This is a genomic window from Bacteroides sp. HMSC067B03 (genome assembly GCF_001811315.1).
GTDB lineage: Bacteria > Bacteroidota > Bacteroidia > Bacteroidales > Bacteroidaceae > Bacteroides > Bacteroides faecis.
The window spans coordinates 1-26,871 of record NZ_KV804471.1 but is presented as its reverse complement, the minus strand read 5'-3'; the positions used below and the strand labels follow the sequence as shown (position 1 = coordinate 26,871).

At 42.3% G+C, this 26,871-nt stretch carries 22 protein-coding genes and 1 tRNA gene; 8 read left to right on the top strand and 15 right to left on the bottom strand.

Annotated features, from left to right (window positions below; all coding sequences use genetic code 11):
• Window positions 1-24: 24 nt before the first annotated feature.
• Window positions 25-645: an ABC transporter ATP-binding protein gene (locus tag HMPREF2794_RS24065; protein WP_070752918.1), complete on the bottom strand. Its 621-nt coding sequence runs from the start codon at window positions 643-645 to the stop codon at window positions 25-27.
• 86 nt (window positions 646-731) lie between these two features.
• On the opposite strand from HMPREF2794_RS24065, the gene HMPREF2794_RS24060 reads away from it, so the two are divergent.
• The 3 genes from HMPREF2794_RS24060 (at window position 732) to HMPREF2794_RS24050 (ending at window position 3,385) form a co-directional block, all read left to right on the top strand.
• Complete coding sequence (locus tag HMPREF2794_RS24060) at window positions 732-1,274, top strand: ferredoxin domain-containing protein (protein WP_010538032.1); 543 nt, start codon at window positions 732-734, stop codon at window positions 1,272-1,274.
• Between the two features lie 70 nt (window positions 1,275-1,344).
• Window positions 1,345-2,460 carry an agmatine deiminase family protein gene (locus HMPREF2794_RS24055; RefSeq protein WP_010538033.1) on the top strand — a complete coding sequence of 372 codons (1,116 nt, stop codon included), beginning with the start codon at window positions 1,345-1,347 and terminating at the stop codon, window positions 2,458-2,460.
• 40 nt (window positions 2,461-2,500) lie between these two features.
• Window positions 2,501-3,385, top strand: a complete 885-nt coding sequence (locus tag HMPREF2794_RS24050) for a carbon-nitrogen hydrolase (RefSeq protein ID WP_010538034.1) — start codon at window positions 2,501-2,503, stop codon at window positions 3,383-3,385.
• Window positions 3,386-3,483: 98 nt separating this feature from the next.
• Here HMPREF2794_RS24050 and HMPREF2794_RS24045 read toward each other — a convergent pair whose 3' ends face one another.
• The 4 genes from HMPREF2794_RS24045 to HMPREF2794_RS24030 form a co-directional block, all read right to left on the bottom strand.
• Window positions 3,484-3,873 (bottom strand): GtrA family protein, encoded by a 390-nt coding sequence (locus tag HMPREF2794_RS24045; RefSeq protein WP_010538035.1) that lies wholly within the window; start codon window positions 3,871-3,873, stop codon window positions 3,484-3,486.
• Window positions 3,870-5,807, bottom strand: a complete 1,938-nt coding sequence (locus tag HMPREF2794_RS24040) for an LTA synthase family protein (RefSeq protein ID WP_070752916.1) — start codon at window positions 5,805-5,807, stop codon at window positions 3,870-3,872. The genes HMPREF2794_RS24045 and HMPREF2794_RS24040 overlap by 4 nt, the downstream gene beginning before the upstream one ends.
• A 3-nt stretch (window positions 5,808-5,810) precedes the next feature.
• Window positions 5,811-7,574 (bottom strand): aspartate--tRNA ligase, encoded by a 1,764-nt coding sequence (aspS, locus tag HMPREF2794_RS24035; protein ID WP_010538037.1) that lies wholly within the window; start codon window positions 7,572-7,574, stop codon window positions 5,811-5,813.
• A 75-nt stretch (window positions 7,575-7,649) separates the two neighbouring features.
• Window positions 7,650-8,675, bottom strand: a complete 1,026-nt coding sequence (locus HMPREF2794_RS24030) for a diacylglycerol/lipid kinase family protein (RefSeq protein ID WP_010538038.1) — start codon at window positions 8,673-8,675, stop codon at window positions 7,650-7,652.
• A gap of 220 nt (window positions 8,676-8,895) precedes the next feature.
• Between HMPREF2794_RS24030 and HMPREF2794_RS24025 the strand changes: the two genes are divergently transcribed.
• Window positions 8,896-10,080, top strand: a complete 1,185-nt coding sequence (locus tag HMPREF2794_RS24025) for a serine palmitoyltransferase (protein WP_010538039.1) — start codon at window positions 8,896-8,898, stop codon at window positions 10,078-10,080.
• A gap of 109 nt (window positions 10,081-10,189) precedes the next feature.
• Here the strand turns inward: HMPREF2794_RS24025 and HMPREF2794_RS24020 are convergent, their stop codons facing one another.
• From HMPREF2794_RS24020 to HMPREF2794_RS23985, 9 genes are all read right to left on the bottom strand, one after another.
• A complete protein-coding gene (locus HMPREF2794_RS24020; protein ID WP_010538040.1) occupies window positions 10,190-10,537 on the bottom strand; it encodes a lipocalin-like domain-containing protein in 348 nt (115 codons plus the stop codon).
• 31 nt (window positions 10,538-10,568) lie between these two features.
• Window positions 10,569-10,937: a hypothetical protein gene (locus tag HMPREF2794_RS24015; RefSeq protein WP_010538041.1), complete on the bottom strand. Its 369-nt coding sequence runs from the start codon at window positions 10,935-10,937 to the stop codon at window positions 10,569-10,571.
• Between the two features lie 394 nt (window positions 10,938-11,331).
• Window positions 11,332-11,460, bottom strand: a complete 129-nt coding sequence (locus tag HMPREF2794_RS29830) for a hypothetical protein (RefSeq protein ID WP_256375882.1) — start codon at window positions 11,458-11,460, stop codon at window positions 11,332-11,334.
• Between the two features lie 83 nt (window positions 11,461-11,543).
• Window positions 11,544-13,952 (bottom strand): ABC transporter permease, encoded by a 2,409-nt coding sequence (locus tag HMPREF2794_RS24010; RefSeq protein ID WP_070752914.1) that lies wholly within the window; start codon window positions 13,950-13,952, stop codon window positions 11,544-11,546.
• A 23-nt stretch (window positions 13,953-13,975) separates the two neighbouring features.
• Window positions 13,976-16,306 carry an ABC transporter permease gene (locus HMPREF2794_RS24005; protein WP_010538043.1) on the bottom strand — a complete coding sequence of 777 codons (2,331 nt, stop codon included), beginning with the start codon at window positions 16,304-16,306 and terminating at the stop codon, window positions 13,976-13,978.
• Window positions 16,307-16,321: 15 nt separating this feature from the next.
• Window positions 16,322-18,667 (bottom strand): ABC transporter permease, encoded by a 2,346-nt coding sequence (locus HMPREF2794_RS24000; RefSeq protein WP_070752912.1) that lies wholly within the window; start codon window positions 18,665-18,667, stop codon window positions 16,322-16,324.
• A gap of 18 nt (window positions 18,668-18,685) precedes the next feature.
• On the bottom strand, window positions 18,686-19,360 hold the full coding sequence (locus HMPREF2794_RS23995) for an ABC transporter ATP-binding protein (protein ID WP_070752910.1): 675 nt from the start codon (window positions 19,358-19,360) through the stop codon (window positions 18,686-18,688).
• 115 nt (window positions 19,361-19,475) lie between these two features.
• The gene (locus tag HMPREF2794_RS23990) at window positions 19,476-20,726 is read right to left on the bottom strand and encodes an efflux RND transporter periplasmic adaptor subunit (protein ID WP_070752908.1); all 1,251 of its coding nucleotides are present in this window, start codon (window positions 20,724-20,726) and stop codon (window positions 19,476-19,478) included.
• 54 nt (window positions 20,727-20,780) lie between these two features.
• The gene (locus HMPREF2794_RS23985; RefSeq protein ID WP_010538047.1) at window positions 20,781-22,253 is read right to left on the bottom strand and encodes a TolC family protein; all 1,473 of its coding nucleotides are present in this window, start codon (window positions 22,251-22,253) and stop codon (window positions 20,781-20,783) included.
• Between the two features lie 229 nt (window positions 22,254-22,482).
• Here HMPREF2794_RS23985 and HMPREF2794_RS23980 point away from each other — a divergent pair, with 229 nt between their 5' ends.
• Window positions 22,483-23,859 (top strand): sigma-54-dependent transcriptional regulator, encoded by a 1,377-nt coding sequence (locus tag HMPREF2794_RS23980; protein ID WP_070752906.1) that lies wholly within the window; start codon window positions 22,483-22,485, stop codon window positions 23,857-23,859.
• Window positions 23,856-25,133, top strand: a complete 1,278-nt coding sequence (locus tag HMPREF2794_RS23975) for a sensor histidine kinase (protein WP_055268873.1) — start codon at window positions 23,856-23,858, stop codon at window positions 25,131-25,133. Before HMPREF2794_RS23980 ends, HMPREF2794_RS23975 begins: the two co-directional genes overlap by 4 nt.
• Window positions 25,134-25,491: 358 nt before the next feature.
• Here HMPREF2794_RS23975 and HMPREF2794_RS23970 read toward each other — a convergent pair whose 3' ends face one another.
• Complete coding sequence (locus HMPREF2794_RS23970; protein ID WP_010538050.1) at window positions 25,492-25,686, bottom strand: hypothetical protein; 195 nt, start codon at window positions 25,684-25,686, stop codon at window positions 25,492-25,494.
• A gap of 147 nt (window positions 25,687-25,833) precedes the next feature.
• Here HMPREF2794_RS23970 and HMPREF2794_RS23965 point away from each other — a divergent pair, with 147 nt between their 5' ends.
• A complete protein-coding gene (locus HMPREF2794_RS23965; RefSeq protein ID WP_070752904.1) occupies window positions 25,834-26,571 on the top strand; it encodes a class I SAM-dependent methyltransferase in 738 nt (245 codons plus the stop codon).
• A gap of 127 nt (window positions 26,572-26,698) precedes the next feature.
• Window positions 26,699-26,773: transfer RNA gene (locus HMPREF2794_RS23960), tRNA-Pro, on the top strand.
• The last annotated feature ends 98 nt before the right edge of the window (window positions 26,774-26,871 follow it).

Below are 26,871 nucleotides of genomic sequence, written 5' to 3'. Positions count from 1 at the left end.
CTTTATGCTAGTATTAAATTTCGTTTATAGTTCTATTAAATAATGACAGCCCGAAGCAAAGTCTTTATCGTGGGATACAGCTAATACAGCCGCCCCCTTCTCTGCCTGCCGCCGGAAGAAAGCCAGCACTTTGTCCGTCGATCCGGCATCCAATGCCGATGTCGGTTCATCAATAATAATCAAAGGCTTGTTGAGCATGGCAGCTACTGCCAACATGATACGCTGCCGTTGTCCACCAGAGACTTCATTCACCCTCTTCGCATATAAATCATGCTCCAGTCCCAACTCATCAAAATAATCATAAAGCCTCTCTTCCGAGAAAGGAGCAGAACGATTAATTTTCAGGTCAAACGGAAGAGCCACCATTTCCTTTACCCATTCAAAGGGTAAAGCCAATTCCTGTGGAATCCATGCAATCTGCCGGCGGACTATATCAATCGTTGATTTGTCCAGCAAGGTATCCCCTACTTTGATAGTCCCTTCCCTCAAAGGAACAAAACCCATCACCGCATTCAGCAATGAAGTCTTTCCGCAACCGGACTGTCCTACAATACAGGCCGTTTCTCCCCTCTCCATATTCAGATTTAACCCGGAGAAAAGCACTTCTGTCCCAAAAGCGATACAAGCATTGTTGATATGTAGCATGGCGTTTTCAATTCTTTCTTTCCGGCAAAGGTACTATTTTCTTGAAAAACGTTATCTTTGCCTCACTAATTAATTCGAGAAAAGTTATGATACTGAATGAAAGAGATGCCCGTCACGAGCATATATTACAGGTAGCACGCCAGATGATGACCGCCGCACGTACTGCTCCGAAAGGGAAAGGAATAGATGTCATTGAAGTGGCTTTGATCACGGATGAAGAAATCAAACTGCTGTCGGACAAAATGATAGCTATGGTAGAAGAACACGGCATGAAGTTTTTCCTTCGGGATGCCGACAACATCCTGAGTGCCGAATGTGTTGTACTGATAGGTACACGCGAACAAGCGCAAGGATTGAATTGCGGACATTGCGGATTTGCGACATGTGCCGGACGTACGGAAGACGTCCCCTGCGCATTGAACAGCATCGATGTAGGCATCGCCATCGGTTCCGCCTGTGCCACAGCAGCCGATATGCGTGTAGACACACGTGTCATGTTCTCAGCCGGACTGGCAGCACAACGCCTTCATTGGCTGAAAGACTGCAAGATGGTTATGGCCATTCCGGTAAGTGCGTCTTCAAAGAATCCGTTCTTCGACCGGAAACCGAAACAGGAAGCTAAAGCATAACAGATGTGTCAAAAGGATGATACATCCTCATTTTATAAACTGATTTTATAACTAAATAGATTATAATCTAATGGGAATCATGGTTGGACTTCCCAGCCCCAGCGGCTCGGAAAAAGATTTGCAATTGAACTTTGGTAAGAATATGACTGTACAGGTAGAGATGAGAGCACCTCATTTGCCTGCCGAATGGCACTTGCAAAGCGGCATACAGCTGACATGGCCGCATGCCGGTACAGATTGGGCCTATATGCTGACAGAAGTACAAGAATGCTTTGTAAACATTGCCAAAGAAATAGCAAAGCGTGAGTTATTATTAATTGTGACTCCTGAGCCCGAAGAGGTTAAGAAGCAGATTGCCTCTACCGTAAACATGGACAATGTACGCTTTCTGAAATGCGAAACGAACGATACATGGGCACGCGACCACGGAGCTATCACCATGATAGATACCGGCAACCCTTCCCTGCTCGACTTTACCTTCAATGGCTGGGGATTGAAATTTGCCTCCGAGCTGGACAATCTGATCACCGGACAGGCCGTAAAAGCCGGAGCTCTGAGAGGTCAGTACATCGACTGCCTGGACTTCGTTCTTGAAGGAGGCTCTATCGAAAGTGACGGCATGGGCACACTGCTTACCACCACCGAATGCCTGCTCTCTCCCAACCGGAACGGAAAACTGAATCAGGTAGAAATAGAAGAATACCTCAAATCAACTTTCCATCTGCAAAAAGTGCTTTGGCTGGATCACGGCTATCTGGCCGGCGACGATACCGACAGTCACATCGATACCTTAGCGCGTTTCTGTTCCACAGACACCATTGCCTACGTAAAATGTGACAACAAAGAAGACGAACATTATGAAGCATTGCGTGCCATGGAGGAACAATTAAAAACATTCCGTACATTGGCAGGAGAACCCTACCGCCTGCTGGCATTGCCAATGGCAGACAAGATAGAAGAAGACGGTGAACGGCTGCCTGCCACCTATGCCAATTTCCTGATTATGAATGATGCCATCCTTTACCCTACTTATCAGCAGCCGGATCACGACCGGAAAGCGGCAGAAGTATTGCAGCAGGCATTCCCTGAACATGAAATCATCGGGATTGACTGCCGGGCATTAATCAAACAGCACGGTTCCCTGCATTGTGTTACGATGCAATATCCGTTAGGCGTTATCCTATAACGGACTTTTCAGTCAATCAGCATATTAATAATTATTCATCATGAGAAAGATAAAAGTAGGATTAATCCAACAATCCAATACCGCAGACATTCGGGTGAACCTGATGAACCTTGCTAAAAGCATTGAAGCGTGTGCCGCTCATGGAGCGCAACTGATCGTGCTGCAGGAGCTGCACAATTCGCTTTATTTCTGTCAGACAGAAAACACCCATCTGTTTGACCTTGCTGAACCTATTCCCGGACCATCCACAGGCTTCTACTCCGAACTGGCAGCTGCCAATAAAGTAGTGCTCGTTGCTTCACTCTTTGAAAAACGTGCGCCGGGACTGTATCACAACACGGCTGTCGTTTTCGACCGCGACGGAAGCATTGCCGGAAAATACCGGAAAATGCACATTCCGGATGATCCGGCCTATTATGAGAAGTTCTATTTTACTCCCGGAGACATCGGTTTCGAACCCATTCAGACTTCCCTGGGGAAACTGGGCGTACTGGTATGCTGGGATCAGTGGTATCCGGAAGCTGCCCGACTGATGGCTCTGAAAGGTGCCGAACTTTTGATCTATCCTACCGCCATCGGCTGGGAAAGCAGCGATACGGATGACGAAAAAGCCCGTCAGCTCAATGCATGGATTATCTCCCAGCGTGCTCACGCAGTTGCAAACGGGCTTCCGGTTATCTCCGTCAATCGTGTAGGACATGAATCCGACCCTTCCGGGCAAACCAACGGTATCCAGTTTTGGGGAAACAGTTTCGTAGCCGGACCACAGGGAGAGTTTCTGGCACAGGCAGGCAACGATTGTCCGGAAAATATAGTCGTTGAAATAGACATGGAACGTTCGGAGAACGTCCGCCGTTGGTGGCCCTTCCTCCGCGACCGCCGAATTGATGAATATGACGGGCTGACCAAACGGTTTCTGGATTGAAGAATGACACCATGAACGATAGATAAAACAATACAGAGGTCCGCAAGAGCAGAAGCCTGAACGGCAACTCTTGCGGACCTCCGCACTTATATCCTCTTTTATTGGAAAGTAATCTTCTTATTAGCGATAAAATTAGCGGCCCCGTAGATAAACAATCCCAAGAACTGAGCCAGATACTCATTGACATCCAACCCTTCTACCAACAAAACAAGGAATAAAAACTGCGCAGTGTAAGCTACACCGAAGGCAGAACAGAAAAACAATATTTGTTTCCATACATTGTTCTTCCTCTTTTCTACAGGAAATATCCAATACTTGCACCAGATAAAATTATGAATCTGGGCTATAACATACGCTGTTACGTTAGCTACCATATAGTCTCCTTCGAATGACATTTCTCTCATCATCAGCCACACAACAAGGGCCATGATCAAAGCATTCATCGTTCCGATGACTATAAAGCGAAATATGCGCACCGATTCTTTCATTTCACCACAAGTTCGTCGTTATTCATCCGTATCATGTACTGCTGGATGATTGCTTTCAGTTCATCCTCCATCGACTGCTGCACATCCACCTGTCCCAGAAGATTATGTTCCAACAGTTTATCCGTCTTGAATGCATACATGGCTACGGTGTTCCGGCCATCAAACTGCAATAAATAATCACCTTTAAAGAACTGATAGATTCCATTGATATAGTTGACAGCATAAGTATCCTCGGCAGGCGTATTCAGCAAATCACATCCAAAGGAAACGAAAGGCTTGTCGTACCCTAAATAGCCCAATACGGTAGGCATAATATCAATCTGCTGGGCAATCACGTCTTTGCGGAAACCTTTCAAGTCACTTCCCGGCTGATAAAACACGACAGGAACAGAGAACAATCCGCTCTCCGTCTCATATTCCGGACGTTCCGGAGAGTTTGTATGATCTGCTGTGAAAACGAACAGAGTATTCTTGTACCACGGTTCTTTTGATACCTTTTCGAAGAATAGTTTCAAAGCATTGTCCGTATATCCGATACACTGGCGAATAGGTTTGTTTCCTTTCGGGAAAACACCTTCGTATTCCGCCGGAACTGCAAACGGATGATGGGAAGAAAGGCTGAACAGTGCAGCAGCAAAGGGTTGCTGAAAGCCGGACAAGGTATTGCCAAAGAACTGAAAAAACTTTTCATCCCAAATTCCCCAATGGCCGTCAAAATCCTTGTTGTCCGGATTAGCCTCATTATACTCCGTACGACCGAAGTAATGAGTATATCCTGCCGTCCGCGCAAAAGCCTCGAATCCCATGGAACCGTTATCCGCCCCATGAAAGAAAGCGGTATAATATCCTTTTTTACCCAGTTCTCCGCCTATACTGGATACTGTATTCAAGGAAGAAGGCGTCAGAAAGAACGGCTCTATAAACATCGGGATTCCCGATAATACGGAAGGCATTCCATCGATACTTTTCATTCCGTTAGAGAATGAGTATTTAAAAGTCAGCCCTTCAGCCATCAATGAGTCAAGGAAAGGCATATAGCCCTTGTATGTCCCATTGTCCAGTTCTTCATTCAGGAAGCCGCTGTTCTCTTTGCTGAAACTTTCCAGAATAAAGACAACGACATTCAGCGGTCGGAACTGTACACTATCTGCAGGCATGTGCACGGGAGTGTACAAAGCCTCCATTTTCTCTTTATCGAAGTATTGAGGGATGGCAAATGAAGTCTTCCCAAACGTACGGAAGATAGAAAAAGGCGTATTCAGTACGATTCCCGTCTCCATCGGGCGGTCTACATACTTATTGGCGTTGCTGATTGTAATAGGACGAACCATACCGGTAAATCCACCGCGCATTCCGCCGATGCACAAGTACACTCCAAGCGCCAAAGTAAGCAAATGAACGCCATAATAAAGCGGCAGGCGGTCTACCTTTACCGGCTTCGGCTTGCGATACAGCTTGAACAGGGCATACCCGAAGGCAATGGCAAACAGAGTCAGATACCAATGATTCACCAATTCTGTCCCTATAATATCTCCCAGATTCCCCTCATTCTTGAATTCACTGAATACAGACGCGGTCGTTCTCCGATGCGTATATTGGAAATAAACCGTATCCATCAGGTTCATTATAATGACAATCAGGTTGGTTGTCACAAAAATCCCCTTGATTATCTTCTGATATACCGCATTTTCCTTATAATGCAATGGAATCAGCATCAAGAAGATATACAAAAGATTCGTATAAAGAATAGCTGAAGTATCAAACAGGAATCCTCCTTCAAACATCCTCCAGATTCGTCCGGCAGTAAGATCGGAAAAAGCCTTCAGATTTTCTATCAGAAAGATGACACGACAGAGAATAAAGCACCCCATCACCAATAATAAATTAATTATAAGTGACAGGGTGGTATTATAAAGAGAACGATATTTGTTCATCGTTTACTTATTTTCTTTGATATCAACGATCAGGTTGAGTTCATCAAGTTGAGTCTGATCAATTTCAGAAGGAGCATCCAACATTACATCACGTCCTGAGTTATTTTTCGGGAATGCGATACAGTCGCGGATAGAATCCAGACCAGCGAAAAGAGAAACCCAACGATCGAGTCCGTATGCCAGACCACCGTGAGGAGGTGCACCATACTTAAATGCGTTCATCAGGAAGCCGAACTGAGCCTGTGCCTTCTCCGGAGTGAAGCCCAGAATCTCGAACATTTTGGCTTGCAACTGGGCGTCGTGAATACGGATTGATCCTCCACCAACTTCCACACCATTGACAACCATATCATAAGCATCGGCACGTACGGCAGCCGGATCAGTATCCAGCAATGGAATATCTTCTTCTTTCGGATGTGTAAACGGATGGTGCATAGCCATCAGACGGCCTTCTTCCTCGCTCCATTCGAACATCGGGAAGTCAATAACCCAAAGGCAAACAAATTTATTCTTATCACGCAATCCCAACTGTGCTCCCATCTCCAGACGGAGTTCGCAAAGTTGCTTACGTGTTTTCATCACGTCGTCACCGGACAGAATCAGGATCAAATCACCCGGCTTGGCACCAAATGCTTCTTTCATCTGTTGCAGCACTTCTTGTGTATAGAACTTGTCCACACTCGATTTCACCGTACCGTCTGCTTCTACACGAGCATAAACCATACCTTTCGCACCAATCTGAGGCTTCTTGACGAATTCAGTCAGAGCATCCAGTTGCTTGCGGGTATAAGTTGCCGCTCCTTCTGCACAGATACCGCCTACATAAGCAGCATTATCGAATACTGAGAAACCATGTCCTTTCATGATATCCATCAGCTCTACGAACTTCATGCCGAAACGCAAATCCGGTTTATCGCTACCATAATATTTCATAGCGTCTGCCCAAGGCATGCGCTGGAACGGTTCAGTCAGTTCAACGCCACGAAGCGTCTTGAACAGATGTTTGGCCATTCCTTCGAAAGTAGAGATGATATCTTCCTGCTCTACGAAACTCATTTCACAGTCAATCTGTGTAAATTCCGGTTGACGGTCGGCACGCAGGTCCTCGTCACGGAAACACTTTGCAATCTGGAAATAACGGTCGAAACCGGACACCATCAGCAACTGCTTCAGAGTCTGCGGAGATTGAGGAAGTGCATAGAATTGTCCGGGATTCATACGTGAAGGCACCACAAAGTCACGTGCACCTTCCGGAGTAGAGCCGATCAATACAGGGGTTTCTACTTCTATAAAGCCCAGGCTATCAAGATACTTACGAACTTCGATCGTCATCTTATGACGCAATTCCAGATTAGAGCGCACGGCATTACGACGCAAATCCAGGTAACGGTATTTCATGCGGATATCATCGCCGCCGTCTGTATTATCCTCAATCGTAAACGGAGGAGTCATGGCAGTATTCAGAACGTTCAGTTCGGAAACGATAATTTCAATGTCTCCTGTAGGAATGTTTGCGTTCTTGCTGAAACGTTCATTCACTGTTCCTGTGATCTGAATGACGAATTCACGACCCAGTTTATTGGCACGGTCGCAAAGTTCAGCATTAATTTCTTCATTAAAAACCAATTGGGTGATACCGTAACGGTCGCGAAGGTCAATGAAAGTCATACCTCCCATTTTACGGCTGCGCTGTACCCATCCAGACAGCGTGATTTGTTTATTTACATCGGAGATTCTCAGTTCTCCACATGTGTGCGTTCTGAACATATTTTCTAATATTTATGATATTTTTCGTTAAGTAGCTTGCAAAAGTACACAATAAATCAGAATTCGGCATTTATTTCAGACTTTCTTTGTCAGCTTTTTCAATATTTTCTTGTTTTTGTCTGTTATATTGTCCACGATTGCCTCGTTAATCAGCTTTATTCCGTTCACATATTCCTGTGCCCTCTGCAGAACATTGGCTGCATCTTTTTCTTCTGTCTTCGGAACCACTACCCGCAGTCCGCTTTTGATAAGTTCGATATTCACTTCTGCCTCCGTCTGCATCGGATCACCGTCAAAATGCACGACTCCCGGTGCAGCCCGGCGGATGCACAACTTCTTACAACGGAATGTCTTGATCCGACTGTTTTGATCGATTGTTTTATTGAATAACTGAAAAGCGAGCGAAGGCACATCCAGAACGGTGAAAGGTTCCAGAATCGTCACATCCAGCAAACCATCCGTCAATGTAGCCTGCGGGGCTATATAGGCATTATTTCCATATTGTGATGCGTTTCCGCAGGCAATCAGAAAAGCTTTATACTTACTGACTCCGTTTTCTGTTTCCAGTTCATACGTTTCGGGCTGATACTTAAGACTTTCCTGCAATGTCTTTTCCAGATAGGTCAACGGTCCGCGCTTACCGGCATGGGCAAACTTCAAACTGACAAATGCATCGAACCCTACTCCACACGTACAAAAGAAATCTGTGCCGTTGATCTTACCATAGTCTATTGTATCCAGACACCCCTCGTTCAGCACTTCCAGTGCCTTTTTAGGTTCCATGGGTATATGCAGATGCCGGGCCAGTCCATTACCCGATCCGCATGGAATAATTCCTAATGCGGTATCCGTATGTACCAGCGAACGAGCTATTTCATTAATTGTTCCGTCCCCCCCGATAGCGACCACCACGTCTGCTTTCTCTTCCGCAGCTTTGGCGGCTATCTCTACTGCATGACCGGCCCTTTCTGTATACACTACTTCCCAAGTGTATCTCGCCTTATCTATTTTTTCATCCAGCAAGCTAAGAATCAATTCTTTACTTTGTGTTCCCGAAATAGGATTGACGACGAATATTATTCTTTTCATTCTTTCGTTCATGCTAATCTTTGTCAATTGTAGACGACAAAAGTAATACAAATATATTAAATTTTGAGCTATTAGAGGTTTCTAATCTCATGAGAGCAACTTTTTTCTTTTAAAAAGAACAGATAAAAGCAAATTTTGTTATCTTTGCCCCCTGTTTTAAACACTTGTTAAGATAAAAGGAAATTGGATCATCAGCGAATGATCTGAGTATGAGTATAATAAATTATAATTCATGGGATTATTACAAGAGAAGTTAGCTAAATACGACCTGCCACAGAAATTTATGGCACAGGGCGTTTACCCATATTTCCGTGAGATTGAGGGAAAGCAGGGTACAGAAGTAGAAATGGGCGGACAACATGTGTTAATGTTCGGGTCCAACGCGTACACTGGCCTTACGGGAGATGAAAGAGTGATTGAAGCAGGTATCAAAGCCATGCGTAAATACGGTTCCGGTTGTGCCGGTTCACGTTTTTTGAATGGTACGCTCGACCTTCATGTTCAACTAGAAAAAGAACTGGCTGCCTTTGTGGGCAAAGATGAAGCACTCTGCTTCTCTACCGGTTTTACGGTTAATTCCGGCGTTATCTCATGTCTGACTGACCGCAATGATTATATTATATGTGATGACCGTGACCACGCATCTATCGTAGATGGCCGCCGTCTCTCATTCTCTCAGCAATTAAAATACAAGCACAACGATATGGCGGATCTGGAAAAGCAACTTCAGAAGTGCAATCCGGATTCAGTCAAACTGATCATAGTAGACGGTGTGTTCTCTATGGAAGGTGATTTGGCTAATTTGCCCGAAATCGTTCGTCTGAAGCACAAATACAATGCTACTATCATGGTAGACGAAGCTCACGGTCTGGGTGTATTTGGAAAACAGGGACGTGGTGTTTGCGATCATTTCGGTCTGACTCACGAGGTAGACCTGATCATGGGTACTTTCAGCAAGTCACTGGCTTCCATCGGTGGTTTCATCGCCGCTGATTCTTCTATCATCAACTGGCTGCGCCATAATGCACGTACTTATATTTTCAGTGCATCCAATACTCCGGCAGCAACAGCTTCTGCTTTGGAAGCTCTGCACATCATCCAGAATGAACCGGAAAGACTGAACGCTCTGTGGGAAGCAACCAACTATGCTTTGAAGCGTTTCCGTGAAGCCGGTTTCGAGATTGGCGCTACCGAATCTCCCATCATTCCTCTTTACGTACGTGATACGGAAAAGACTTTCATGGTTACCAAATTAGCTTTCGACGAAGGTGTATTCATCAATCCGGTTATTCCACCGGCATGTGCTCCACAGGATACATTGGTACGTGTGGCACTGATGGCTACTCACACTAAAGAACAGATAGACAGTGCGGTAGAAAAGTTAGTAAAAGCTTTCAAGGCTTTAGACCTTTTGTAGTCAGCACTTAATACCTTATAAAAAGAAGCTGCTTTCCTCTTTGTCATATTTTCGGGAAAGTAGCTTTTTTTATTTTTATACGTGAAGGTATTTCACTTCCCTGGTCATTTTATTTCTGTTTCGCATAACGGATTTCCATCCCCTGATTATCCAGAATCAAAGAATCGGGCGTCAGTTTCTTGATAGCCATCGTGTCTGCAAATTCAATTGTCTGTCCATTGCCAATACTTTTTCCTGTCAGAACCAATTGGTCTCCTTCTTGTTTCCAACTTTCATAAACCAGTGTAGCCATATTGACAGAAGAAGCAATACCACCCTCCTCTATATTAATGCCTTGTACTTGTCCTTCCATTCCCGGTACCGGTTCTACCCATGCACCCACAATTGATGTGGAGTTGCCCCCGCAAGCAGCCAATAAGCTCGTCAACAGAGTGGCTGCCAACATTTTCTTTTTCATTTTTCTTGTTACAGTTAGATTATAAATAAAATTAGTTGTCCGATTCGGCCTTTTTACCAATCACCGTCACTTTCTTTGCTGTAGGTATCGTACTCGATCCCGGTTCTTCCTCTTCTTCGATATAGTCCACCCGAACCGTATCTCCTGATTCGAAACCACTGACATCGCCCGGTTCCTGATCCATTGTACTGACAAACAGGGTATCTCCTTCTAGAGTGACCAGCATGAAATTATGCATGGAAGCATCTCCTACTACTCCGGTTATTGTTTTCTCTTCTTCTGTTGGGGCAACAGTCAGACTATCTACATTTTCTTGTTCCGTAGTCTGCCCACTTTTCGACTGACATGCACTAAAACCAATCAAAGCAATAAGCCATATAAAAACTCTCATCTTGTTCATATGTATTCCATTTGAAATAAAATAAAGAATATTGCAAAGATAATTTTTTCTAATGATCTTCTCTTATAAAAGCAGAAAATCATTTCATTTTAAATACGAAATAACCCATGGAAGCATAAGTTGCCAATGCACCGCCATTACCGGACACGCACCATCCAACCTACTGTATATTAATCCATATGATACGGGCTTTAATAGTATAACAAAGCCTTATTAATAAATTTTGTAAGGTACATACCCTCGTTCCATGTACGTGAAGCATTCGGATCACGTATGTGAGCCCATGGGATCATACACGTGAAACGATGGGACCACGTACGTGAAACGAAGCGATGTTACTGGCAAAAACAATAAACAAGCATTGATAACACCTTAAAGAACAGATCATTTAGTGCTAAATGTCGTAGCTGGTCTCCGGTAAATACAGTCGTTCCAGCAAACAAAACAAGGTAGCAAAAGTGACGGTAAGAATCCTCTCAGATGTTACCATCACCTTGCCGTCACCGCTTGCCATTACTCCCATTTATTTGATTTATAAAGATTTAGTAAGAAAAGTGACAGATGACGGCAAAAAAGGACGTTTTTATCTTCCAGTAGTATCTTACTTTATTCACTTTTCATTATCAATGCCGGATTAATGCGGACAGCTTTGCGTACCTGCCAGAGTAATGTACCCAGAGAGATAAGCAAAGTAAGAATGAAGCCTGTCAAAAAAATCCCTGCTCCTATCGGAGCCTTCACTGCAAAGTCTTTGGTATAGTCATCAATCATATAATAGACCAAAGGAATAGCGACAGCAAAGGCAGCTCCCAAAATATAAAGATACTTCCTGACCAATAACAGAGCTATCTGTTTACCCGTAGCTCCGTTTACTTTACGCAATGCAATCTCCCTGTAGCGCTGACGAATGTCATACAATGACAAACCGAATAGTCCAAGACAGGAGACACAGATAGCCAGTCCGGCAAAAGTGACGTAGATGTGGGTTGTTCTCTTGTCATCGTCGTACAGCTTCTTCACTTCATCTTCTACGAATGAGTATGTAAATTCGCCTTCTCCAATCACTTCTTGATGAAGTGCTTTCAGAAACTCAATGGCCTCCTTACGCTTTCCTTCAGCAATTGTAGCGATCAGCGGTTCTGTAGAATTACCACCTTCTTGATATAGAATAGCCAACGGGACATCTCCTTTAGATAAATGTCCGGTCCGGAAATCTTCTATCACCCCTACTACCTCGAAAGGAGGATTTTCTGCTAAGTTCACTCCCTGGCTCCACCACAAACGCGACTCTGGCTGTAATGAGGCTTTATCAATATTCTCTATCCGGAATAACTTCCGGGCCGTTTCATTGATTATCATTTTATATTGGACAAACTGATCCTCATCATTCCATCCTCTTCCTTCTTTCAATTTCAGACCAAACATCTGCATATAGCCTTTATTTGCATGAAGAACAGCCATTTTATGTTTCTCACCATTGCATTCTACATGAACATATGGCTCCAACTGAATAGGTGCTTCTCCATACTCCCACGATACAAATAAAGGGCACCCATCCATTTTCTGCTTAATGATTTGTTCCTTATGCTGCTCCAAATCATGTGCTTTTTGCCATTCTTCATCACTCGCATATGCTTTATTCATCGTTTCATGTGAAAGGAACTGAGCCGATATGATATTTTTTGTCTGATATCCCAAGTCTGCATGAAGCATCGTATATAATTGGCGGACAAAGAACAGTGCAATCACTATCAGGCTAAAAGTAATCACATACTGGACAAACAGGAATATGACACGGGAAATAATCGAATGCCCTCCAACACTTACAGAACGCAAAGAAGTGATTGGAGAAGAATAATTATAACGTAAAAAAGGGAAAACAGACGTGACTAAAGGCAACCCAAATAACAGAGCCAAAGACAGAGATAAGTCGAATAATATATCAGATTTCACAGGAATAGCATATACCGATGCGAATAAACCGGCAGTTACTTCTATCAGCATCCAAATAATCAATAAAGCAACAGCAACCATACATACATTCTCTGCATATATCTGAGTAAATATCCGGAGACTACTTGCTCCATACACCTTCTTAACCCCAAATTCACGTGCCCGCTTTAAAACGATAACGGTATAAATGTTGATAAAATTAAAAATACCTACTAAAAGTAACATACAAGCCACCACAGACAATACAGTTACATGGTCTTTATTTCCCCGCATAAAAGCTGCTGACGTCGAACGCACTGTTTTATTAAAATACAACTCCTTCAAAGGAAGTAGTTTATACTGTATAGGTGAACTGCCAAAGCAAAACAATGACTGCGGTTTAGATATCTTTTCATTATACTTTGTAACGTCTGTTCCATTCGTCAAACGTACTATGCAAAATCCCATTCGGCTCCAACTTACATATTCTCCCTGATCAACAGGAGCTATCAGATCAAATGACAGAGAAGATTTTGTACTCGGTTCATCAATGATTCCCCGAATGGTAAGCGTAGTGCCGACTGAAGAAGTTAATTGTTTACCTAACGGATCTTCATCTCCGAAGAGATGCCGGACATATTTTCGGGTAATGATCACATCATCCGGTTTTTGAATGGACTTAATTCCGGAGATCACCGGATAATCCATCAACTTCAGAAAGACACTATCCGTTACCAAAACATTAGCCAGATAACGGTGGTTATCAACCATAATAAAATCATCTTCAAAAGAGACACAATAGGTATATGCCTCTATCTCCGGATTCTTCAAAGGATCTATAAAGTTAGGATCATGATTCCAGTCTGTATTGTCGATGATTGAAGCATTACCATTACTCCATTGCACTGTCAATATAGACAGTTGATCCAAATTTTTACAGAAGCGATCAACTGTCAGTTCCTGATGAATATAGCGTACTATTATCAGCGTTGCAGCCACACTGACTGCAAGCCCGATAATATTAATCATCGTATAAGTTCTGAAGCGGAATAAAGTCCTGATAGCAGACAATTGGTTCTTCATATTACTTTTATTTAATAATGATGTTATTCGCTCTTGATTACTTCTGCCGGATTTTGGCGGGCGGCTTTCCATACTCTCCAGATGATGCTAAGAAATATAATAAGTAGCATACCGGCAAATATTCCTCCATACATCCAAAAGCTTATCGGCGTCTGCTTTACATATCCTTCAAGCCAGTGTTTCATAATGAGGTAGCCTAATGGGAAGGCCGTGAATGACGAAATGATAAGGAGAATCAGATACTCTTTAAAGAATAAATTCAAAATAACCTTTACACTTGCACCGTTTACTTTCCGAATAGCAATTTCTTTCCGACGCTGTTCGCATGATAACGTCACTAAGGAAAATATACCAAATACGGCAATGATGATACAGATAAAAGAAACAACACTCAGCAACTTAATCATCGTATTTTCCGACTTCATAAAATCGTTATACCTCTCTTCCATATTAATCAGAAATAGGTCTGCATTCGGATTGACCTTATGTGCCTCTTCTTTTAGTTTTTTAGAAACGGTATCCCATGTACCTTCCTTAAACTTAAAAATGAAATTCCCTCTATCCTTATTACTACCCAAAGAGAAAACAGCGGGAGTCACCGGATGTATGGGAGCATTATAACAGATATCCTTAATAACTCCCTTTACCGTACATACCTCATCAATGCCCATACGTATTTTCTTTCCTATCGGCTGATTCCATCCGAAAGCCTTTACAGCAGACTCATTCACTACAACCGCCTCTTTTCCGTCTTTCTCATCCAGCATACTGCCTTCAATAAGTCCGACCTGGAAAAAGTCTGCAAATTCCTGATTGATTGTTTCACTTTCTACATTTACGCGTTGTTCTTTATCTGCTTGACCTTCCCATTCATTTACTTCATGTGTAGAAAATATCATTTTAGGGATAGGAGTATAAAAGCCATACAGACGTTCTGTGATATCAGGCATCTGATCCAGTATTTTCTCAAACGGAACATTCTCAAATCCATAAGTAGAACCAATTACTCCTACATTATGCCTTTCCAGTCCGAGCTCATTAGAATTCAACAGATAGTTTAACTGCTTCATCATGACCAAAGTGCAAAATACAAAACCGATACTAATAAAGAGTTGAAACAAAATACTTGCTTTATAAAACCAACCGGAAAGATGAAGATTTGATTTGTGTCTGATACTGTCAAGCAAAGTCCGTTTGTTGGCATAGTATACAAATATGGCAGCAATTCCCGTTGTCATCACAAGCAACGACAGGATATACAGACTTACTTCACCATAGAAAAATGAAGTACTCTCGTCAATCTGCGACAAGCGTTTAAAAACAGGCAGGATCAGTTCGAGCAACATAGCTCCTATGCCCGATGATATAACAAGTAACAATATCAATTCAGAAAGAAGCAATGACAACAGGCCGGCATTGGAAGCCCCGTTCACTTTTCTCAATGCCAATTCACGTTTACGCATCCGAATACGGGTAATCAGCATCGTTAAATAATTGCATAGTCCACAGATGATAACTAAAACCCCAATACATGCAAAAAGACGCACATGATTCAACTTGACATTCACATTTTCTTGTGGATGAGTACTTCGTAATGTTGACAAGAGAGCGATAGGAGTAGATATGGTCTGCTCATGCGAATCTTGTTGTACCTTATATTCTGCCAGTCTCTGTTCCAACGCTTTTATGTCGGTATCGGGGTAAACACGGAAAAGAGTATGACATTGCTGCCTTCCCCAATGTGCTTCCCAGTCTGGATAAGGTAGTAGAATATCAAAAGGATATATAGAGTGCCCTTCCCACGACTTCACAACCGCGACAATTGTCATTTCCGCATGATCATTTTCCGGTAAGGTTATTTGCTTGCCAATTGGTAATTCATCTCCGAATATTCGTTTGGCCGCTTTATCAGTTATAGCAATCTGGTTCTTTCCCAGCCTTAACTGATTATCTCCATTCAACACAGTTATGTTGAACATAGAGACAAAGCTGGAATCGACATTTAACTGCATCATCTGATACTCTGTCTTCTGATATAGTACCGGCTCCGCTTCAGAACCCGCCATCACATGACATGCTTTCTCCACCTCCGGGCAGTTCTTATCCAAATAATCTGCCAATAAACTGGATGAAAGATAAGAAAAGCCATCTCCCTGCAATGCAAATTTATTGCCTGCCAAGTAGATGCGTTCTGATCCCTCATGAAAGTCATCATACGTCATTTCATAACGTATCCACAGCACTGATAACGCAAAACAGGTAAAACCAATTGCCAGACCGACAATACTTACGATACTCTGCGTTTTGTACTTTATCAGATTACGAAAAGCTATTTTCAAATAATGATATATCATAGCATTGTGTTTATGTTATTCGCTTTTGATTATTTCTGCCGGATTTTGGCGGGCAGCTTTCCATACTCTCCAGATGATGCTAAGTAAAAGAATAATAGCTACCACCACAAAGATACCTATGTATATCCAGCCATCTATTGCCGTTTGCCTTACATAATTATCAATCCATTTCCTCATCACAGCGTATCCTACAGGGAATGCAATAACAGCAGCAATGATCAGCAACAATAAATATTCCCGGAAAAACAGATGGAGGATATGACGAATTTGTGCTCCATTCACCTTTCGTATAGCTATTTCTTTTTGTCGTTGTTCACAAGAGAGCGTCACCAATGAGAAAACTCCGAATACAGAAATAATAACGCAAACCAACGATACAAAACCCAACAGCTTCATCAGTGCATCTTCAGAGCGGAGATGTTTATTGTATTCCTCTTCTTCATTGAACAACCGCATATAGGCATTCGGAAATTCTTCTTTGTGCAGCTTCTCTATAGCCGCACGACATTCATTCCACATACCTTCTCTAAATTTAAAAAGAATGCTGGCACGATTCAACAGATATTCTTGTGCTTTAGGATGCTGAAAGGCAACCAGCCCGGGTTCACTCGTAGGAGGCCGGTAACTTAAGTTCCTGACTACTCCAACGACCTTGTATCCACGGCGTTGACCATTCTGCTCATAATAGAAGCTTTTGCCCAAAGCTTGTTTCCACCCAAACTTGTGGCACGTATTCTCATCTATCACAACTTCATTTCCTTGATTCTTGTCTGATATAAACTCCCCTTCAAGTAATTTCAAATCATAGAATTGAAAGAACTCTTCTTTGCCAGGTAACATGCCGACAGTTACAGCTTCTTCCACCACTTTCGGCGAATCATCCCAGTTGTTTATCTCGACATACATCATCGGTCCTGTAGGAATAATCGGGAAATATGAAGGAGGCAAAGTCTCCGTTACCATAGGCAAAGCCGCTATCTTTCCCGGCCATTGCTTAATGTCTCCATTCCACAAGGCTACATTGCCAATATTATGACGCTCCATCCCTAAATCCGTATTCTTCAGAAAATAAAGCTGCTTCATCATGACAACCGTACAAAAGATAAAAGCAAGACTGACAACCAACTGCATGATGATTCCTATCTTACGAAACAAATAAGGTCTGGCAGTTACCACCTTCCCTTTGATCGCTTCCTGCAACGTCCGACGACGAAAATAAGATAACGGAATCTGCGCAAACAGGAAAGACAAGATGATTACAACCAGAAGATACACCATAATCTCCCCGTAGTAGGAACCAGCCTCTATCTGCGTAAAATTCAGGAATCGGGACATACTCAGTTCTATCATCAACAGTCCGCATAGCAGGGCAATGCATAAAATCAGGAACAGTTCAATGCCAAACTGAACCGACAAGGAGGCATTACTCGCACCATTTACTTTACGAAGTGCCATCTCACGACTGCGCATGCAGAGCCGACTGATATAAAGCGTCAGGTAATTGAATAACGAACAGATGATAACCAATCCGCCTGCCAATGAGAAGTAAAAAATATAACTGAAAGAAATGACGACATCTACTTTGGAAACATAATCCGAATAACGCAAAGCTGAAACAGGTGTTATCAGCAGTTTCGAGAGTTCACTTTCCTTGGGGATATTCAACAAATCGATGCTATCTATCTTCTTTTGAAAAGTATCCCTGTCCACTCCTGCACGAACACGAACAAACAACTGTTCTCCTTTGCTGCCCCAACGTGGATAATGTCTTGCCGAAACCAATACACTGTATGGTATATTAGAATGACGGGACCATCCGCTCACAATGGCACCTATCTTACGGGAACGTCCGTTCAGCTCCACTTCTTTTCCCAAAGCATCTTCTTCATTACCGAAAAGTTTTCGGGCAAACTCCTCTGTAATAGCAATTTCCGGGTCATTCTCCTTCAGGAAGTTGACCGTACCTTTCAGTAACTGTATATTGAAAAAGTTCATGAAAACAGAATCTGCCGCAGCCATTACTACTTCGTGCTCATTATCTCCCATACGAAATTTCATTTCCCGATATATGGAAGTGGAAGCAGCAGCTTCAATCTCCGGCATTTTCTCCTGCAAATAACTCGATAAAGGGTAAGGAGTGGAATTGGATATGCTACCCGGAGAATCAGTATAATGCGCACGTACCATATAGATACGGTCGGCTCCCTCATGGAAAGTGTCGTAAGTCATTTCATAACGAATCCATAAGACAGACAGCGCAAAACAAGTGAAACCGACAGCTAATCCAATGATACTGACAAGGGTCTGTGTCTTGTATTTTGCCAAATTGCGAAAGGCTACTTTCAAATAGTGTTTTATCATGATACCTTATTCAATATATTACATGCTGACTTCCGTTACTACCTGACCATCAAACAAATTAATGATACGGTCGGCATAACCTGCATCGTGCTGTGAGTGTGTCACCATAACAATGGTGGTTCCTTCTTTATTCAACTCACTCAATAGTCCCATCACTTCTTTGCCATTCTTTGAATCCAGATTACCGGTAGGCTCATCGGCAAGGATCAGTTTAGGATTGGCAACTACTGCACGGGCGATGGCAACACGTTGTTGCTGCCCTCCGGAAAGCTGTTGCGGGAAGTGTTTGCTACGATGAGTGATAGCCATCCGTTCCATAGCAGCCTCAACTCTCTTTTTACGTTCGGAAGCTGAGATACCCATGTAGAGCAGAGGCAATTCAATGTTTTCATAGACATTCAATTCATCTATCAGATTGAAACTCTGAAAAACGAAACCGATTACCCCTTTGCGAAGACTGGTGCGCTGAGATTCTGTATATTTGGATACTTCGGTTCCATTCAGGTAATACTCTCCCCCTGTCGGATTGTCCAATAGTCCAAGAATATTGAGTAATGTTGACTTTCCACAACCGGAAGGTCCCATAATGGCAACGAACTCACCCTGTTTCACTTCGATGCTCACATTATTCAATGCCCAAGTTTCTACCTCTTCGGTTTTGAAAATCTTCTGTAAATTAATAGTTCTGATCATAATAGTATATTAAAAAAATTATAGCATTCATTCCTTATCTTGTGCTTCCACTAGTTTCTAAATACTACTTTAAAATAAAACTTTATCATAATATATTAAAATCGTGTCCGAGTTATTAATTTAATACCAACTCCTCCGCATCGCCAAAGGTATCATATCCCGTCGTAATTACCCAATCTCCCGGTTGTAAACCTTCTGTAATTTCGTATTGCTGCGGATTCTGGCGACCAATACTTAATGGCGCACGGATCGCTTTTGTCTTCGAAGCGTTCACTTTATAAATCCATTGTCCTCCCGTGGACTGATAAAAATTGCCGCGTGGAATAATGAGCGCCCGTTCCGGTTGCCCCAGTTCTATCTGCACACGGAAACTCTTACCAACCCGCACATTATCGGGCATATCCCCCGTAAAGACCAGATCAACATCAAACATACGATCTTTTACCTCAGGTACCACTTTCGTTATTTTCAACGGGTATTTCTTTCCCTGATAATTGACAGTGGCCGGAAGCCCGGTAGTTATCCGGTCAATATAATATTCGCTAAGCGAAGTATGTATCTTATATTGATCGAGTACCTTTATTTCAGCAATGCTTTCACCGGAAGAAACCTGTTGGCCCGGAGTAACTCTGACAAAGCTAAGTTGTCCTTTTACAGGAGCCGTCACCACCAGATTATCCAATCGCTCGTGAGTACGTTCATATTTTTTGCGTTCCCGTTCCCGATCATTGCGAATCAACTCTTTACGAATCATCGTAACGGCAGAATCATGTCGCAAACTTTCTTGTTGCAAGGCTGCGTTTTTCTGCTTATAGTTATACTCATCCTCAGCAACTTGCAGTTGTGCCTTACTCTTTACTCCCATTTGAAATTCTTCCCGATCAAGGGCTATGCTCTTTTTCAGTCGTTCCAGCTCGTAACTGTTCGTCAGAGCTTGTTGCTTCAAGTTAAGGCTCTTCTGCTCCATCTCTATCTCCTGTTCCTGATAGGTAATCATTTGCTTCTCCCATTCGTCACGCTGGTCTTCAATGCTGCGAAGCAAATCCGGATTGGAAAGGATAAGAATGGTATCTCCCTGCTGAAGCAGACTTCCTTCCTCGCCAACGATGCTTTCAACGCTTCCTGCTTCACGGGTGTTGACTTTAATGGTCAATATCGGCTGAATCAGTCCTTCTACATCTACATATTCCATAAAATTATCCTCTTTGACTTCCGCTATCTGAACATTCTCGGCGTCAATACGCAATTTTCGGGGACCTAATGACAAGATAACTACATAACCCAGAAAGGCGGCAAATAAAAGACCTCCCATCAGATAGTATCTATAACGAATGTACCACGGTTTCTTTTCTAATTTTATATCCATGATCTTATATGGTATTTTGTGTTTTTATTGGTTATATATTCAATCATTAATTTTCTATTCAATAAGAAGATTATAATCCTCTGTCAGCTGTTCATTCCGTTCGAAATCATAAAGTGTCATACTGCGGAGCGTATAGTATAAACTCCAGTAATTGTATAAAGCCGAAACATAATTACGGCGGGCACTATCTTTTTCTGAAATAGAAGCATTTAAGTCGAGGATGGTAGACTTCCCCAATATATAAAGCTTACGGGCAACTTCATTTCTTCGTTGAGCCGTTTCGTCTGTGCGGGCGGCAATACGCACCCGCTGTGTCTGCAGATTAAATTGTTTCACTAATTTGCGGATATTCAGTTCAAAATCCGTCCGGTTTTGTTCCACCTGAGTATAAACCAGGTCACGGTTAGAACGCGCTACCCGCACCTGCCCTTTACCGCGTCCCCAATCTAAAATAGGAAGAGAGATACTCAGGCTAACATATTGTTGATCCAGCAGATTCCGATAAGCATCCGGCAGGTTATCGGCAGTCTGCGTCAAACCGAAACGAAGATATATGTCTGCTTTCAAACCTGCATTAGAACGGGCTCTTGCCACGGCACTTTCACTTTCCAGTTTCCGACGTTTCATCGTTTGAATGTCCGGACTGTTTTCGTACGCCAATGCCAGTGCTTCATTCAGATTGACACTGAAATCCGGAACCTGCGGACTGATACGTACACGAAGCTCACGGTCTTCTTGTATACCCAGATAAGAACGGAGTTCCTGCATACAATTATCCATTTCGATACGGGCATTCATACGATTTGTTTCTTCTGTCAAGCGATTGAGTTCCAGTTGCAGCATTTCATTCTCTGTAATCGTACCTATATTATAACGCCCTTGGGCATAGCGATATAATGTATCGGCATTGGCATAATTAAAAGAAGCAATGTCATAATTACTTTGTGCAGTGGCCAATGCGAAGAATTTATTAATCGCATTGGCAGAAACCAATTCTAATGTCTCCACATAACTCTTCTTTGCCTCCTGATAGCGCACCGGTTCAATGCGTTTATCCCATTTCAGACTATTGTAACCAAAAAGAGACTGACGATATCCTATCATCACGGGTGAAGTTTGCCACGAATATTTATGTTCGCTAAATAAATCCATACGCTGGGCAGAAGTTTCAAGAAAGAGAGAACCTCCGGTCCAAGGGATGTTTTGTGAAAGATTCAAAGTGAGGTCTGTATTCAACAAATTCTGTTCGACAAACTTAACCGAACCATCTCCCATCGTTATTTTATTAATAGCACGATTAAGGTTGGGATCGGATGATAAATTCAAAGAAGGCAAATAATTAGCACGATAATATTTATAGTTCCAGTAAGAAGACCGGAAACTGTGACGGGCAGTCTGTGCATCGGGAGATTCTAGCCGTGCCATATTCACCACTTGTTCCAAAGTCAACTCCATGGTTTGATTTTGAGCAGCCAGTAATCTTGTCGACAAAATTCCAATAGTTATATAGATTATTCTCAGGTTCATTCTTCGTTTTATTTACTATTTGCTATTCAAAACCTATGCCATTGCTATATCACTCTATATATCAGCAATATACGATTTAACAGTCATAACAACATGTGTGCAGATACGCACAAATTTAGTGCGCAATCGCACATACAGCACATGATTATTATCTATATCTTTGCCCTTGGAACATAACATCCATCAAAAGTATGAATGAAAAACGACGAATCTAACAGATTACTGAGATATGGAAGAAGTAAACAAATTAGGTAAGATACTTATAGTAGACGACAACGAAGATGTACTCTTCGCTCTTAACCTGTTGCTGGAGCCTTATACGGAAAAGATAAAAGTAGCCACTACTCCCGACCGTATCGAACATTTTATGACGACCTTCCAGCCCGATCTTATTTTATTGGATATGAATTTCAGCCGCGATGCTATTAGCGGACAGGAAGGGTTTGAAAGTTTGAAACAAATATTGCTAATCGATCCGCAAGCTATTGTCATTTTTATGACAGCATACGCAGATACGGATAAAGCTGTACGAGCGATTAAAGCCGGTGCGACAGATTTTATTCCCAAGCCGTGGGAAAAAGAAAAACTATTGGCAACGTTAACCTCCGGTATACGGTTGCGTCAATCTCAGCGAGAAGTTACTATCTTAAAAGAACAAGTAGAAGTACTCAGCGGTCAAAGTTCTCCGGAAGGAGATATTATCGGCGAATCTCCCGCTATGCAGGAAGTCTTCACAACCATCAACAAGCTAAGCAACACGGATGCCAACATTCTGATTCTGGGCGAAAACGGAACCGGCAAAGACGTAATTGCCAGACTCCTGTACCGCTGTTCACCGCGATACGGCAAGCCATTTGTAACCATCGACCTGGGAAGTATCCCCGAACAATTATTCGAAAGCGAACTATTCGGATTTGAAAAAGGCGCTTTCACCGATGCCAAAAAGTCAAAGGCTGGCCGGATGGAGGTGGCCACCAATGGCACTTTATTTTTGGATGAAATCGGCAATCTTTCACTTCCCATGCAGTCGAAGCTGCTTACAGCTATCGAAAAGCGCCAGATCAGCCGTTTGGGAAGTACACAAGCCGTGCCTATTGATGTCCGCCTGATTTGTGCCACAAATGCAGACATTCGCCGCATGGTAGATGAAGGAAGCTTCCGTCAGGACTTACTATACCGTATTAATACAATTGAAATACATATCCCACCGCTACGCGAACGTGGAAATGATGTTATTCTGCTCGCCGAATATTTTCTGGACCGCTACGCACGCAAATATAAAAAGGAAATGCGCGGTCTGACACGAGAAGCCAAAAACAAACTGCTGAAATATGCATGGCCAGGCAATGTGCGGGAGTTGCAACATACGATGGAACGTGTAGTAATCTTGGGAGACGGTTCTTTATTAAAACCCGAAAACTTCCAATTCCACGCTACCCCCAAACAAAAGAAGGAGGAAGAGACCGTTTTGAACCTGGAACAAATTGAACGACAAACCATTGAAAAAGCCATGAAACTTAGTGAAGGGAATATTTCCCGTGCTGCCGAATATTTAGGTATTACCCGTTTTGCCTTATATCGCAAACTTGAAAAACTAGGCTTATGAAACGATTTGCAATCAGAGTGGTTTTACACATTTTATTGATAGTATTGCTTTCTATCGGTAGCTATCTGTTATTTCAAAAACAGTTATGGTTCAGTACTACTATTTGCATGATATTGCTGATAATTACCGCCGTGCATCTCTACCGCATGCAGTTCAAGCAAATCGCTCTTTTGCGACGGCTGACAGACGGCCTTCGCTATAATGATATGATGCAAACTTTTCACCCGCCTTTCAAAAATAAAATAATGAATGAATGGGCGGAGGAACTTTCGGATACTTTAAAAGACTTTCGGGGAAAGTTACTGGCAGAAGAGATTAAGCACCAATACTACGAAAACTTATTGAATAAGGTAGATACGGCAGTACTTGTTGCCGACAAAGCCGGGCATATAGAATGGATGAATCAGGCAGCCGTCACTCATTTAGGACAAATATCTCAGTTACCGGAGAGCTTACTGAAAGCTTCTGCTACCAGTGATACACCTGTTATTCGTATCGAACAGAATAATACTGTGCTGGAAATGGCCGTCTCATGCACCACATTTGCCACTCAAGGAAGAGAACAGCAGTTGATCAGCTTAAAAAATATTCATTCGGTACTGGAACGCAATGAAATGGAGGCCTGGCAAAAGCTAATACGTGTACTGACTCATGAAATCATGAACTCTATCACACCTATCATCTCACTTTCGGAAACATTAAGTGAAAGAGGAATTCCCAGCCAACCCGGAGAGAAAGAATATTCTGTTATGCTGCAAGCCATGCAGACCATTCACAGGAGAAGTAAAGGATTACTAGAATTTGTAGAGAACTATCGCCGCCTGACACGAATCCCTACTCCTATCCGCACACAGATTTCTGTTGCAGAATTATTCACGGACTTAAAAAAGTTATTTCCGGAAGAAGAGTTTCAGTTTGAAGCTCCCTCACCCGAATTGAAATTAAATGCAGACCGGACACAAATAGAACAAGTTCTTATCAATCTGCTGAAGAACGCTCGCGAAGCATGTAATCGGAAACTTGATAAAAATATTCAGGTAAAAGTAAAAAAACTCTCTACCGGAAACACTGCATTAACGATATCTGACAATGGAGAAGGCATTCTGCCCGATGTGCTGGATAAAATATTTGTTCCTTTCTTTACTACCAAAACATCCGGTTCGGGCATCGGATTAAGTTTATGTAAGCAAATAATGACTCTACATGAAGGAAGTATCAATGTAAAATCGGAAGTAGGCAAAGGAAGCAGCTTTATCCTCACTTTTCCCAAATAAGAGTTATGGATATTTGTACCGTGATGTGCTATTTTTAAGATTATATTGAAAAAAGGTTGCGCTAAAAGCTATGAACCAAAAAACAAACTGCATAAACAAATGCAATAATATGCAAAAACACAGACTGATATTGTATAAAACAGGTTAATATATGCACTATGTTGTACGACTAATGTGCTTGTTGGTTTAAAAGGAACACCTCGTTGGTTTAAAACCAACGCTTGCTTCCTCAGTGAGGAAGCTATTTTTCCTTGATAAAAAAGAGATAAAAAGCCAATCTAAGGCTTATTTTCATCTAAGTCATCAGCATTACAGGGCATATAAAAAGTAGCATAATGATTGTCATTCAGTATTTCAATCATCCTCTGCTACCCAAACTATTTGTATCAGGATTCAATTCCTTCACAGCTTCTTTTACCGCTTTCTGAGTCGGTTTTCGATAAGCTTCCACTTGTTGAACCGGAACGATCTCATTGACCATTCTTTCATATCCTTTTTGTTCTAACAAAGGGATTTCCTTTTCATTCGTTTCTTTTTGCTTTTTTGTTTTCATATGGCTTTTTTATTTTTAGTTTTCTACTTTGAAAACAGAAAACAGCAAAGGATAGTTCATCCTATCTGATTTTATTTTCAGTTAATTCATACCAATAATCGCACAAATGCATATATTTGTTCATCTAATATAACCCTCATGTAAGTTATGAAAAAAAATAAATATGACGATGATCGTTTCTTCAGTCAATATGCTCAAATGTCCCGCTCTGTAGAAGGATTGAAAGGTGCCGGAGAATGGCATATATTACAGAAAATGTTACCGGATTTCATCGGCAAAAGAGTACTGGATCTAGGCTGTGGATTCGGCTGGCATTGCATCTATGCTATTGAGCATGGAGCAAAAAACGTGACCGGAATCGATATTCCCGAAAAAATGTTGGAAGAAGCGCAGAAAAGAAATTCTTCCTCATTCATTGAATATAAATGTATGGCTATTGAGGATTTCGATTTTCAACCGGAGACTTATGATATTGTAATTAGTTCATTGACATTCCACTATTTGGAATCTTTTATTAATATATGCCGCAAAGTGAGCAGTTGCCTTACTAAAGGAGGCTCTTTTGTCTTTTCAGTAGAGCATCCGATATTCACAGCCTATGGTAATCAGGATTGGTACTACGATCAAGAAGGAAAGCCTGCTCACTGGCCTGTAGACCGCTATTTCAATGAGGGTAAACGTACTGCCGTTTTTTTAGGCGAAGAAGTTGTCAAGTATCATAAGACCTTGACTACTTATATCAATAGCCTTCTTCAGACCGGATTTGAGATATGTGAATTAATAGAACCGGAACCGAGTAAGATTATGCTGGATACTATCCCGGAAATGAAAGATGAACTTCGACGTCCAATGATGCTTCTTATTTCTGCCAAGAAAAAAAGTTAACTTGCAAACTGATGAATTTCAGTCGATTGTAAATTAACCCATAAAAAACATTCATTTAGCTATTGATAATTAAAAAATACTCCCTATCTTTGCACCGCTTTTGAAAAGAACAACCCTTTAAAAGTAGCGGGGTGTAGCGCAGTCCGGTTAGCGCACCTGCTTTGGGAGCAGGGGGTCGTGGGTTCGAATCCCGCTACCCCGACTACAAAGAAAAGAGGGAGTTCGGTTAAAAGTTTTCGGGGTGTAGCGCAGTCCGGTTAGCGCACCTGCTTTGGGAGCAGGGGGTCGTGGGTTCGAATC